The organism is uncultured Erythrobacter sp., from assembly GCF_947492365.1.
In the GTDB taxonomy this organism is placed as follows: Bacteria; Pseudomonadota; Alphaproteobacteria; order Sphingomonadales; family Sphingomonadaceae; genus Erythrobacter.
Window position 1 is genome coordinate 2,259,729 of record NZ_CANLMB010000001.1, and the last position, 12,488, is coordinate 2,272,216.

The window sequence follows — 12,488 nt, forward strand, 5'->3', positions numbered from 1 at the left end:
AGGCTTCGCGCGATAGAGGAAGGTGCCCCCTACCCTCAAGGCGCAGTCGACAATTCTTTCGCCAGACGCGCAGTTTGACTGGACAGGCAGCGCCTCCCGCGACTAGCGCCGCGCGCATGTCTGCATACAAAGAAGGCGATCCTACCACCCTCAGCCGGCTCTATGGCCGCAGCGTCGGCAAGCCCCTGAGCGTGCGTCAGCAGGATCTGGTCGATAATCTGCTGCCCAAGATTGCTGTGCCTACCGAAGGGCCGGTTACAGCCGAGGGCTTGTTCGGAGAGGACTGCCCGCTGCACTTCGAGATCGGCTTTGGCGGGGGCGAGCATCTTGCCTATCGCGCCGATCTTCTCCCCAATCACGGCCTCATCGGCGCAGAGCCTTTCCTCAACGGGGTCGCGCAGGCGCTGACCCATGTCGAGGAACAACGGCTCGCGAATGTCCGCATCCATCACGGTGATGCGATTGAGGTGCTCAAACGCATTCCCGATGGCGCGCTGACTATGGCCTATCTGCTCCACCCCGATCCCTGGCCGAAGGCGCGCCATGCGAAACGGCGAATGATGAATGACGGGCCGGTGCAGCTGATCGCGGACAAGCTGAAACCGGGCGGGGAGTTCCGCTTTGGCACCGATCACGCGGTCTATGTCCGCCACGCACTGATGGTGATGCAGCGCTTTACCGATGAATTTGAATGGGTCGTTGAAGGCCCCGCAAACTGGCAGAACCGCCCCAGCGGCTGGTGCGAAACGCGCTACGAACAAAAGGCGCGCGAGGTTTTTGACCACGAAGTCTGGTATTTCCGCTTCCAGCGCCGCTAGATTTGCATTTGTGGTGCCTAAGCGTCAGTCTCGCTCCAATTGAATTGAGGGGACAATAATCATGGCATCACGGCGGCAATTTCTCGGCGGGTTGGTGATAGCTACGGGAGCGCTGGCCGCTTGCAGGCAGATCGAGACCGGCGAAGGGTCGGTTCTTGCGGCGAATGAAGGCGCCGTCGCGCTCGATGCCACCGCGCTCGAAGATGCGCTGGTCGGCAGTTCCTATCTCGGCACAGGCGGCGGCGGCAGCCTCTCCGAAGCGCGCGAGCTGATCGCGAGCGACCTTGCCGCTGGCCTCGCTTTTACGATGCTGCCGGTTGCATCTTTGGCGGATAGCGACCGGGTCGCCTGTCCCTATGGCCTCGCCAGCCTCGCGCAAACGAGCGAGGATATGCAGGCGCGCCTCGACGCAATCGAGAACCCGGTTGAAATGCCGGTGCAGGCTGCTTTCGAAGCGCTCGAACGCCATATCGGCCAGAAATTTGCAGGCGTCATCATGGGCGAGATCGGCCCGCTTAGCCTCGCCGAAGGTCTGTCCACCGCCGCGCGCCTTGGTGTGCCTGCGCTCGATGCCGACACGGTCGGGCGCGCAGTGCCCGAGATCAATCAGCACTCGGTCAAGGTTGCCGGTCTCCCGCTGACCCCCATCGGAGCGGCAACCCCGTTCGGAGATGAGATGATCGTCGAAACGCTCGGCGACCCGACCCGCGCCGAAGACATCTTGCGCAGCATCGCCGTTGTCAGCCGCGAATGCGGTGTCACCGACAGTCCCATCACGGGGGCGCAGGCCAAGGCGGAAGGCACACTCGTCACCGAAAGCCTCAGACTTGCAATGAGCATTGGCAGAGCCGTGCGCGAGGCTATTGCCGCGGGCGAAAACCCGGTCGAAGCCGCGCGCGCAGCGGGTGATGGCTACCTGCTCTTCACCGGCACAGTGTCTGGCTTCGATTGGCGCGATGAAGACGGATTTCTCGTCGGCGAGGTGCGGCTCAGCGGAACGGGAGAGTTCGCAGGGCAAAGCTTCGCCAGCGACGTCAAAAACGAGCATCTCGTCGCCCGCCGCAACGGAGCAGTGATCGCCACCTGCCCCGACCTGATCTCGATCATCGACATCGAAAGCGGCGATGGGATCGTCAATCCCGGCTACGAGCGCGGACAGCGTGTCGCCGTGCTCGGCTTTCGCTGCGACCCGCTATGGCGCAGCGATGCAGGCCTCGCGGTCTTCTCTCCGCGCTATTTCGGATACGACATCGACTATGTGCCGATTGAAGAGCTGGCGGGGTAAGGTCGGCCCTTGAAAGCCAAATTCATCCAATTCGCGGTTTCCGCTGCTTTCCTCATCGGTTCGCTGGTGGTGTTAATCGCCGCCGCTTCGTCCGACGCAATCGACGGCCCTTTGAGTGTATTCGCTGCCATTTGGGCGACCGGATTCGTGGCGACCCTGATCCACGAGATCGCCCACGCATGGATAGCGCTCAAACGCGGTGCCGAGATCAACACCATCGCCGTCATTCCCTTTAGCTATTTACCCCTGAAGCGGAAGTTCGCCTTCATGCGCTATGTCCCGAGCGGCGATATCGGTGGCTATGTAAACTACACATTTCCCGGCGATTTTGGCACACGCCGCGACGAGATCGCCATCGCTGCCGCCGGGCCTGCGGCAAACTTTCTGACGGCGGCGTTGCTGTTGCTAGCGATCAACGTTTGGCCAGCGGATGCGCCTGCCGAGCGGTCAAGCGCCATGTCGCCAATCGTAGCAATAGAAGAAGGGCAGCCCCCAATGAGCGACAGGCCTGCGCAGTTTTTGCCCAGTCAGGAAAAGATCGACGCGATTGTACGCGAAACGAAAGACCGCGCCTGTGCACGCGATCGCCACGAGCTGTTCACCGCACTGATCAACCTCCTAATCGTAGTCTCGATCGTATCAGGCGTGCTCAACCTGCTCCCCTATAAGGGCAGCGATGGAGCGATCATCCTCGAGCACTTGCGCTGGCGTTAGCCAACCACCCCCGCGCTCGACAGAGCTGCCAAGGTCAACACATCCGGCGCCGCGGCTGTCATCGGGACGATCTGGACCGGCTTCTCCATGCCAATCAGCATCGGGCCAACCGTGGTGTTTGCACCCAACTCGCGCAGCATCTTGGCTGACAGGTTCGCCGATTGCAGGCCCGGCATGATGAGCACGTTCGCCGGAGCCGACAGGCGGCTGAAGGGATAGAGCTCCATCACGCGCGGATTGAGCGCGGCGTCGGGTGCCATTTCGCCTTCATATTCGAAGCCCGGATTTTCCTCATCAAGGATCGCCACCGCATCGCGGATATTGCTGAGCCACTGTCCGGAGGGATTGCCGAAAGTCGAATAGGAAAGGAACGCAACGCGCGGCTCGTGACCCATGCGACGCGCGACCGCAGCGGTTTCCTTGGCGATATGGGCAAGCTCGGACGAGCTCGGCCGCTCGTTCATGGTGGTGTCGGCGAGGAACGTCGTGTGGTTCTTGCCGATCATCATATGGATGCCGAAGGGAAGGCAGTCCTCTTTCCTGTCGAGCACCATATTCACCTCGCGCACCGATTGCGCGAATGTGCGGGTGAGGCCGGTGATCATGCCGTCTCCGTGCCCAAGCGCGACCAGAAGCGCGGCAAAGACGTTGCGCTCCTGATTGACCATCCGGCGCACATCGCGCTCAGTATAGCCTTTGCGCTGGAGGCGTTTGTAGAGATAGTCGACCATCTGCGGCACATGGCTGCTGTCGGCCGAGTTTTGGATATCGAAACTGCCCGGATCGGAAACCGAAAGCTGGTGCAGCTTGTTCATCACCGCCTTGGTCCGGCCCACAAGGATCGGATTGCCCAGCCCGAAATCGCGATATTGGATAGCGGCGCGCAGCACCACTTCCTCTTCGGCCTCGGCAAAGACCATGCGTTTGGGGTTGGCTTTGGCCTCGTTGTAGACGCCGGTTAGGACAGAAGTCGTCGGGTTTAGACGCGCGCGGAGCGATACGCCGTAAGCCTCGAAATCGTCGATCTGGCTTTTCGCAACCCCTGAATCCATCGCCGCTTTGGCAACTGCCGAAGAGACGACCTCGATCAGGCGCGGATCGAAGGGCGCGGGGATGATGTAGTCAGTGCCGAACTTCTGGTTCTTGCCATAGGCGCTTGCCACTTCCTCAGGCACACGTTCGCGCGCGAGTTCAGCAATCGCAGTCGCAGCTGCGACCTTCATTTCCTCGTTGATCGTCGTGGCCTGCACGTCGAGCGCACCGCGGAAGATGAACGGGAAGCCCAGCACATTGTTGACCTGGTTGGGGAAGTCGCTGCGCCCGGTTGCAATGATCGCATCGGGGCGGACTTTCTTGGCCTCGTCCGGCATGATTTCCGGGGTCGGATTGGCCATCGCAAAGATGATCGGCTTATCCGCCATCTCCGCCACCCATTCGGGTTTGAGCGCTCCGGCAGCCGACAGACCGAGGAAGATATCTGCGCCCTTGAGCGCTTCTTCGAGGCAGGTCGCATCGGTCGCAACCGCATGCGCGCTTTTCCATTGATCGACATTGTCGCGGCCCGGCGTGATGGGGCCGGAACGGTCGCACATGATGACGTTTTCGTGGCGAACGCCCATCGCCTTGATCAGCGCGGTGCAGGCAATCGCGGCAGCGCCCGCGCCATTCACTACAACCTTCACATCTTCGATATTACGGTCGGTGAGATGGCATGCATTGAGCAGGCCGGCGGCGGTGATGATCGCGGTGCCGTGCTGGTCATCATGCATGACCGGAATGTTCATCTTCTCACGCAGAGCTGCTTCGATGATGAAGCACTCGGGCGCCTTGATATCCTCAAGGTTGATCCCGCCAAAGCTCGGCTCCATCAGCGCGACCGCGTCGATGAATGCCTGCGGGTCTTCGGTATCGAGTTCGATGTCGATCGAGTCCACATCGGCAAAGCGTTTGAACAGCACCGCCTTGCCTTCCATCACCGGCTTGGAGGCGAGCGCGCCCAGATTGCCGAGACCGAGGATCGCGGAACCGTTGGAGATAACGGCGACCAGATTGCCTTTGGCAGTGTAGCGGTTGGCAAGCGAGGGGTCTTCGGCAATCGCTTCGACCGGAACGGCCACGCCTGGCGAGTAAGCGAGACTAAGGTCGCGCTGCGTCGTCATCGGCTTGGTCGCGACAATCTCGATCTTACCGGGCCGGCCCGATTCGTGATAAAAAAGCGCCTCGCGGCTGGTAAAGCCGCCTCTATTTTCGTCTGCCATGATTGCCCCCTGAGAAATCCACCAATTGCACCATTTGCATGGTCTAGCTTGCTCCCAATCGAGAAGATAGAGGCCAAAGTGCGTTGAAAAGCTCGCGCGCTCTCTTCCCGAATCGTCTGCGGACTGGCTTACCGTTGCCAATGGCCGCTTCCGCCTCCTCAAAACCCACTCCGATGATGGAGCAATATCTTGCGCTCAAGCATGAGGCGGGCGGGTCTTTGCTGTTTTACCGGATGGGCGATTTCTTCGAACTGTTTTTCGAGGATGCAAAGATAGCCGCCGACATCCTCGACATCGCGCTGACTTCGCGCGGCGAGCATGACGGGCAGCCGGTCGCGATGTGCGGGGTGCCGGTCCATTCGGCGGAAGGCTATCTGGCGCGGCTGATAAAGGCAGGCCAGCGGGTCGCGATTGCCGAACAGATCGAGACACCTGAAGAGGCGAAGGCCCGCGCCAAGCGCGAAGGCAAACCGACTTCCAAGGCGCTGGTCGCGCGCGATATCGTGCGCTTTGTCACCGCAGGCACGCTAACCGAAGAGGCATTGCTCGAGCCGCGGCGTGCCAACCTCTTGGTCGCACTGGCCGAGGTGCGGGGCAGCATCGGCATCGCCAGTTGCGACATTTCAACTGGCGCAATGGTCCTCGCCGATTGCCCGCCTGAAATGCTCGGAGCCGAGCTCGCGAGGCTCGGCGCGACCGAAATTGTGGTGCCCGAAGACTGGGCGCATGGCCCCGATGAAACCGCCTTCCATGCCAGAAGCGCTTTTTCGAGCGATGCGGGTGCGGAGCGGCTGAAGTCGCTGCACGGCGTTTCGACGCTCGATGGCTTTGGCGATTTTTCTCGCGCCATGCTTTCGGCTGCCGGGGGTTTGATCGCTTATCTCGATCATGTCGGTCGCGGGACATTACCGCTGCTCTTGCCGCCAGTGCTGCGGGCCGAGGCGGCGGGAATGGCGATGGACGAAGCGACGCGCGGGAGCCTCGAGATCCTCGAGGGCCAGAACGGCGCGCGCGCGGGCAGCCTGATAGCGGCGCTGGATCGCTGCTCGACCGGAGCGGGATCGCGCTTGCTGGCTGAAGATCTGTCCTCGCCCTTGCTTGATTCTGCGGCAATCGAAGACCGGCTGGCGCTAGTGCAATTCTGGCACGACCGCCCGATCGAGCGCGCCAATCTGCGCGATGTGCTTCGCGCGCTCCCCGATATTGGCCGCGCTTTGGGCCGGATAGTCGCAGGGCGCGGCAGCCCGCGCGACCTCGGCCAGATCCGCGACGGTTTGGGCGAGGCCTACCGCCTGCAGGACTGGCTGACCCGCGAAGCCGACCGGCCTGCCCTGCTCGACAAGCTGCTGCCGCATCTCGCCGGACACGGCGCGCTCACCGACCTACTTTCGCGCGCGTTGGTGGCCTCACCGCCGACTGAGCGAAGCAATGGCGGCTATATTGCAGAAGGCTACGATGCGAGCCTCGATGAGCTGCGCGTTATCTCCGGCAATGCGCGCAAAGCCATCGCCGCGATGGAAGCGCGCTACCGCGACGAGACGGGCATCGCCTCGCTCAAGATCAAGCATAATGGCGTGCTCGGCTATTTCATTGAAGTGCCCAGCCGGCATGGTGACGCCCTGATGGCGGCTGACAGCGGCTTCACCCATCGGCAGACCATGAAAGGTGCGGTCCGCTTCAACTCGCTCGCACTGCACGAAGAAGCCTCGCGCATTTCTGAAGCAGGCGGACGAGCGCTTGCTGCCGAAGAAGCGCATTTCGAGGAGCTGGTCGGCGAAGTGAGCACTGCGCGCGAAGCCATCGCCGCAACCGCCGCCGCTCTTGCCCGCATCGATGTGGGCGCCGCCAATGCCGAGCGCGCGTCGCAAGGCGACTGGTGCCGCCCCGCAATCGACGAGACACAAGGACTGTCGATCACGGGCGGAAGGCATCCGGTGGTCGAAGCTGCGCTCGACAAATCGGGTGAGCGCTTTGTCGCCAATGATTGCGCTTTGCGCGGCGATGACCGTCTTTGGCTGATCGGCGGGCCGAATATGGGCGGCAAATCGACCTTCCTGCGTCAGAACGCGTTAATCGTGTTGATGGCGCAGGCAGGCTGCTTTGTTCCGGCAAAATCTGCGCGGATCGGGCTGGTCGACCGGCTATTCAGCCGCGTCGGCGCGTCGGACAATCTTGCGCGCGGGCGCTCCACCTTCATGGTCGAGATGGTCGAAACCGCCGCCATTCTCGCACAAGCAACCGAGCGCAGCTTCGTCATCCTCGACGAAGTTGGACGCGGCACATCAACCTATGACGGTCTCGCGCTGGCATGGGCTGTGGTCGAAGCGGTGCATTCGCGGATCGGGTGCCGCTGCCTCTTCGCAACCCATTATCACGAGCTCGCCCGGCTAGCCGAGACGTGCGAGAATCTCTCGCTCCACCATGTGCGCGCGCGCGAGTGGAAGGGCGACCTTGTGCTCCTCCACGAACTTGCCGAAGGGCCAGCCGACCGATCGTACGGACTGGCTGTCGCGAAGCTCGCCGGAGTGCCCGCGCCTGTGGTCGAACGAGCGCGGCAAGTGCTTGAAAAGCTGGAAAAAGCCCGCAGCGAAACCGGCGGACTTGCAGCGGGTCTGGGCGAATTGCCGCTTTTCGCAGCGGCGGCTCCGGTCGAGGCCGAACCAACGCCCGAGGAAGCCACCGCAGCGCGGCTGCGCGATGCCGATCTCGACGCGCTATCCCCGCGCGATGCGCTGGACCTGCTTTATGATCTCAAACGCGGGCTCGATTGAGGAAAAAACACGCCTCCTCGCGGGCTTGCACCAAACTTTAACTGTCTGTTCGCTATGCACGCACACATGTCAAAGAGCATGTTTGCAAATCCGAAAGCCGCGCTGGGCTTTGCCGGTGTGACGATTGCCATCGCAATCGCCGCCTCGTTCAGTGCAGGTATGTTCGTTCCTGGCGGCGATGCCCAGCCCGAGGAAGTCACGGCCAACGTGGTAGAGGCTCCAAGCGCGCCTCAAGCCGCTGCTCCCGCAACCAGTTGGGCCGAAGCGGGCGACGATGAAGATTTCGGTGATGACTGGAGCGATGCCGCGACGTCCACCGCCAGCAATCGCGGGTGGAACGAATCAAGCAGTGGCGACGAGATGGCCGGACCGGCTTTTGGCGATTACTCGCCCGAAACTTCGGGTGCACCTCGGCAGGCCAGGTCCAGCGCATCGCGCAGCGAAGCAGCATCAGGCGCGCGTGTCCGATCGAGTGCCTCACCCGATGCACCGCCGCTCGATCCGCCGCGCGGCGGCAATGACAATCCGGAAATCTCTATCGCTGACTGACGCGTCTGCGCGTCGGCTAGTTACCGCGTCGGCACGGGCGCTTCGCCGGTATAGTCGTAGAAGCCGCGACCAGTCTTGCGGCCAAGCCACCCTGCTTCGACATACTTCACCAGCAAGGGCGCCGGGCGATATTTGGTGTCCTTGGTGGTCTGGTAGAGCACGTTGATAATGTCGAGGCAGGTGTCCAACCCGACGAAATCGGCCAGTTGAAGCGGGCCCATCGGGTGATTGAGGCCCAGCCGGCAGCCCTTGTCGATATCCTCGATCCCGGCGGTTGACTGACCCAGCACAAACACTGCCTCGTTTATCATCGGCAACAGGATGCGATTGACCACAAAGCCGGGCTCGTCCTGACTGGTGACGACCTGCTTGCCCAGCCCTTCGGCGAAGGCGGTGATGCGGTCGGTCGTGACTTGCGCGGTTGCAAGGCCGGGAATCACTTCGATCAGGCCCATGACCGGCACCGGATTGAAGAAGTGCAGACCGATAAAGCGTTCCGGATCAGGCGAGTGGTTGGCCATCCGCGTGATCGGGATCGAGCTGGTGTTCGACGCCATGATCGAGGTTGCGCCAAGGACTTTGCCAGCAGCTTCAAAAATCTTGAGCTTGATCTCTTCGCGCTCGGTCGCCGCCTCGATGATGAGATCAGCCTCGGCCATCGGCGCGTAGTCGCCAACGGGGGTGATCTTGGACAGGAGCGCCTCGGCGGCATCGGCTTCGATCTTGCCGCGCCCGACCAGCTTGGCAACCGCGCTCTCGATCTTGCCTTTGCCCGCTTCAGCGGTTGCAAGGTCGATGTCGGACAGCATCACCTTCATCCCGTGGGCGGCGACTGTCTGGGCGATCCCGGTGCCCATCTGACCGGCTCCGATAACGGCGATATTGCGCATGGCTCTCTTCCCTTCGCAAGTGCAGCAAGGCGCGTGCCCTAGCGGGGAAGCCTGCCTGTGGCTAGCTGTTCGTTAGCGGTTGGCTAGCGATTGGCTCCGGGCACCCACTTTACGTCTGACTTGCCATTGTCATTGAGCACGCGGGCCAAGACAAACAGCAGGTCGGACAGGCGATTGATATAGGCGAGCGCGGCCGGATTGACGTCGGCGCCTTCCGCAAGCTCGGTCATATAACGCTCGGCGGCGCGGGTCGTCGCACGGGCCAGATGAACGCGTGCCGAAGCCTCACTGCCGCCAGGCAGCACAAAGCTGGTGAGCGGCTCCAGAGCCTCGTTCAATGCGTCAATCTGCTGCTCAAGCCAAAGTGTCTGGGTGTCGACAATCCGTAGGACCATCTCCGAAGGCGAAAAATCGCCATTTGCAGCTGGCGTGGCGAGGTCTGCGCCCAGATCGAACATATCGTTTTGGATACGGGTGAGGAGCGCGCGGTGCGCCTCGTCTTCCAACCCGCAGATTGCAAACCCGATTGCGCTGTTTGCCTCGTCAACCGCGCCGATTGCTGCGATCCGAGCCGAGTGCTTTGCCTCACGCGAGCCATCGACAAGGCCGGTTGTGCCGTCATCGCCGGTGCGGGTGTATATCTTGTTGAGTTTTACCATCGGCCTGATCCTATGACCGCCTATGGCCTGTGCGTCTAGTTGGCGCGTTTAGTTGGCAAGCAGCGCCAGCACCGCCACAACCACAATCGCGGCAAACTGATACTTGATACGCGCAAACATCGCCTTGTTCTGCATCAGCTGCATATCGGTGACGGTTTCGCCTTCGCCGGTTTCCAGATCGACCTTCGTCGTCTTCAAAAAGGCGATGATGCCGCGCACCAGCGATACGACCACGAGAATGCAAAGCACGATGAGGACAGGGATGAGGATGTAGTTCATGGAGCCTAGATGGACGCTTTCGCGTCAAATATCACCCTTCAATTTTTGCAACCGAAGTTTCTCGGCAAGCAACAGTCCATCCTCTCCTGCCTGACGGCGGTCGGACAAAGCGGGCGAGCCGCGGCTTTTGGCAAGCTTTTGCCCGTCATCATCCAGTAGCAGACCGTGATGATGGCAATGCGGGACGGGCAGTTCGAGCAGCTCTTGCAAGACGCGGTGAATATGCGTTGCGTTGAACAGATCCTTGCCCCGCGTCACCAGCGTCACTCCATCGGCCGCATCGTCCATTGTTACGGCGAGGTGGTAACTCGCAGGCGCATCCTTGCGCACGATCACAGCATCTCCAAAATCGCTCAGATCGACCACAACGCTGCCCGCGACCTCATCGGTCCAGACCAGTTCCCCGACCTCGCACAACGCAGCGTCGATATCGAGCCGCAGGGCAGCGGGTTTGCTTGGATCAACTGGCTTACCCTTGCAGGTGCCGGGATAAAGCACCCCCTCCACGCCTCGCTGAGCGCCAGCCTCCTCGATCTCTTTTCGCGTGCAAATGCAGGGGTAGAGCAGGCCCCGTTCGAGAAGTTTTCGCGCCGCCGCCTCGTAGCTCTTCAACCGCGTGGATTGTGCAGGCACTTCCTGCCATTCGAGCCCCAGCCATTCGAGATTACGGCGAAAGTCATCGGCATGTTCCGGCCGGGATCGCGCGCCGTCAATATCCTCGATCCGCAGCAGAAACGTCCCGCCCGCCTGTGCCGCCAGATCATGGGCGAACACCGCCGAGAAAGCGTGCCCCAGATGCATCGCCCCATTGGGGCTAGGCGCAAATCTCGTCACAATTGGCTGGGCGTCGTCCATCGCTGCACCCATGCCACAGGACAAATCCCTGCGCTAATCATCGCTTTTGCCCGGCTTCTGGCTGTGGATAGCCAAGGGCGCGCATCTAGGCGATAGGACGGGCGCACGGCATGTTCGTGTCAATCAGGGAGGAAGCCCACGTGTTTCAAGCCGAACTGATCGAGAATGCTGCCCGTTTCCGCAGCGCCCAGGATGATCCGGCGCGCAGCCTTTCGTCTTGTCCTGCGCTGGTGCTGAATGCGGATTACACCCCCCTTTCCTATTACCCGCTCAGCCTGTGGCCGTGGCAGACCGCGATCAAGGCAGTGTTCCTCGACCGGGTGGACATCGTCGAAAGCTATGACCGCGAGGTTCACTCGCCCAGCCTCGACATGAAAATCCCCAGCGTGATCGCGCTGCGCCAATATGTGAAGCAAAGCGAGTTTCCCGCTTTCACCCGCTTCAACGTGTTCCTGCGCGACAAATTCGCCTGCCAATATTGCGGCAATAGCGATCATCTGACCTTCGACCACGTCATCCCGCGCCGTCTGGGCGGCCGGACAACGTGGGAGAACATCATCACCGCCTGCGCGCCGTGCAATATGAAGAAGGGCGGACGCACGCCCAAACAGGCACACATGCCGGTCCAGATGAAGCCAATCCGACCGACCAGCTGGCAGCTGCAACAACAAGGCAAGCAATTCCCGCCCAACTACTTGCACGAGACGTGGCGGGACTGGCTGTATTGGGATGTTGAGTTGGAGGCTTAGTTTTTTTACAAATTCTATTATTTGCGGTACTCTCATCGAGTCAGGTTCGACTCGGGGGTAAATCATGATTTATTTCAATGATAAAGCATTCAAGTTAATTTGCGCGTTCTCGATCGCGTTTACTCTGTCAGGTTGCGGGAATAGGTTTTTCTCTCCGCGTTCGACCAATCCATTGATAGAAGATCGTGTGAGGCTTGGCGGAACTGAAAACGGAAAAATGTCAGTATTGACTTCGAGAGCCGATCGAAGAACCATCTTAGTCTTTGGCGAACGGCAAGTTTGTGCCGAACCATCACCAGACGTCGCGGAAGCAGTCTATTCACAGGCTGCTGGGGAGCTAGCCGCAAAAGGTGTGAATGTAGGAGCAAGTCAAACATTGCAAACCGCGGTTATGCAACTTACTCGTCGATCTCAAGGTTTGGAAATGTATCGCAGTGGATCTTTCGTAAATTGCATGATGTACTACAATGGTGCCTTAACTGCGGATCAATATGTCGATCGAATGGATCGATTATTCCAAGAGACGGTTAAATTGACTAGAGAAGAGATTGAGCACCTTCCAGAGATTGCCAGCACGATTCTGCAGGTCTCGAACCCTCAATCGAATACTCCAAATGTCGATTCGATAGGCGGTCAAAACACAGGCTCATAGATTACGTTG

General features: G+C 60.6%; 12 protein-coding genes. 7 read left to right on the top strand and 5 right to left on the bottom strand.

Annotation, left to right across the window (positions count from 1 at the left end; all coding sequences use genetic code 11):
* Positions 1-116: 116 nt before the first annotated feature.
* From Q0887_RS10775 to Q0887_RS10785, 3 genes are all read left to right on the top strand, one after another.
* Complete coding sequence (locus Q0887_RS10775; RefSeq protein ID WP_299194889.1) at positions 117-818, top strand: tRNA (guanine(46)-N(7))-methyltransferase TrmB; 702 nt, start codon at positions 117-119, stop codon at positions 816-818.
* Between the two features lie 61 nt (positions 819-879).
* Positions 880-2,103, top strand: coding sequence for a DUF917 domain-containing protein (locus Q0887_RS10780; protein ID WP_299194891.1), 1,224 nt, complete (start codon positions 880-882; stop codon positions 2,101-2,103).
* A 9-nt stretch (positions 2,104-2,112) separates the two neighbouring features.
* Positions 2,113-2,817: a site-2 protease family protein gene (locus tag Q0887_RS10785; RefSeq protein WP_299194894.1), complete on the top strand. Its 705-nt coding sequence runs from the start codon at positions 2,113-2,115 to the stop codon at positions 2,815-2,817.
* Here Q0887_RS10785 and Q0887_RS10790 read toward each other — a convergent pair.
* Complete coding sequence (locus tag Q0887_RS10790; RefSeq protein WP_299194897.1) at positions 2,814-5,075, bottom strand: NADP-dependent malic enzyme; 2,262 nt, start codon at positions 5,073-5,075, stop codon at positions 2,814-2,816. The genes Q0887_RS10785 and Q0887_RS10790 overlap by 4 nt on opposite strands.
* Before the next feature lie 140 nt (positions 5,076-5,215).
* On the opposite strand from Q0887_RS10790, the gene mutS reads away from it, so the two are divergent.
* Together mutS and Q0887_RS10800 are read left to right on the top strand one after the other, a co-directional pair.
* Positions 5,216-7,846: a DNA mismatch repair protein MutS gene (gene mutS, locus Q0887_RS10795; protein ID WP_299194899.1), complete on the top strand. Its 2,631-nt coding sequence runs from the start codon at positions 5,216-5,218 to the stop codon at positions 7,844-7,846.
* 66 nt (positions 7,847-7,912) lie between these two features.
* Complete coding sequence (locus Q0887_RS10800) at positions 7,913-8,395, top strand: hypothetical protein (protein WP_299194901.1); 483 nt, start codon at positions 7,913-7,915, stop codon at positions 8,393-8,395.
* A 20-nt stretch (positions 8,396-8,415) separates the two neighbouring features.
* Here the strand turns inward: Q0887_RS10800 and Q0887_RS10805 are convergent, their stop codons facing one another.
* The 4 genes from Q0887_RS10805 to gluQRS form a co-directional block, all read right to left on the bottom strand.
* Positions 8,416-9,285, bottom strand: coding sequence for a 3-hydroxyacyl-CoA dehydrogenase NAD-binding domain-containing protein (locus tag Q0887_RS10805; RefSeq protein ID WP_299194904.1), 870 nt, complete (start codon positions 9,283-9,285; stop codon positions 8,416-8,418).
* An 83-nt stretch (positions 9,286-9,368) separates the two neighbouring features.
* Entirely contained in the window at positions 9,369-9,944 is a 576-nt protein-coding gene (locus tag Q0887_RS10810) for a cob(I)yrinic acid a,c-diamide adenosyltransferase (RefSeq protein ID WP_299194907.1), read from the bottom strand.
* 48 nt (positions 9,945-9,992) lie between these two features.
* A complete protein-coding gene (locus tag Q0887_RS10815; protein WP_299194909.1) occupies positions 9,993-10,223 on the bottom strand; it encodes an HIG1 domain-containing protein in 231 nt (76 codons plus the stop codon).
* A gap of 24 nt (positions 10,224-10,247) precedes the next feature.
* Complete coding sequence (gene gluQRS, locus Q0887_RS10820) at positions 10,248-11,090, bottom strand: tRNA glutamyl-Q(34) synthetase GluQRS (RefSeq protein ID WP_299194912.1); 843 nt, start codon at positions 11,088-11,090, stop codon at positions 10,248-10,250.
* Between the two features lie 128 nt (positions 11,091-11,218).
* Here gluQRS and Q0887_RS10825 point away from each other — a divergent pair, with 128 nt between their 5' ends.
* Both Q0887_RS10825 and Q0887_RS10830 read left to right on the top strand, forming a co-directional pair.
* On the top strand, positions 11,219-11,827 hold the full coding sequence (locus Q0887_RS10825) for an HNH endonuclease (protein WP_299194915.1): 609 nt from the start codon (positions 11,219-11,221) through the stop codon (positions 11,825-11,827).
* A gap of 64 nt (positions 11,828-11,891) precedes the next feature.
* Positions 11,892-12,479: a hypothetical protein gene (locus tag Q0887_RS10830; protein ID WP_299194916.1), complete on the top strand. Its 588-nt coding sequence runs from the start codon at positions 11,892-11,894 to the stop codon at positions 12,477-12,479.
* The last annotated feature ends 9 nt before the right edge of the window (positions 12,480-12,488 follow it).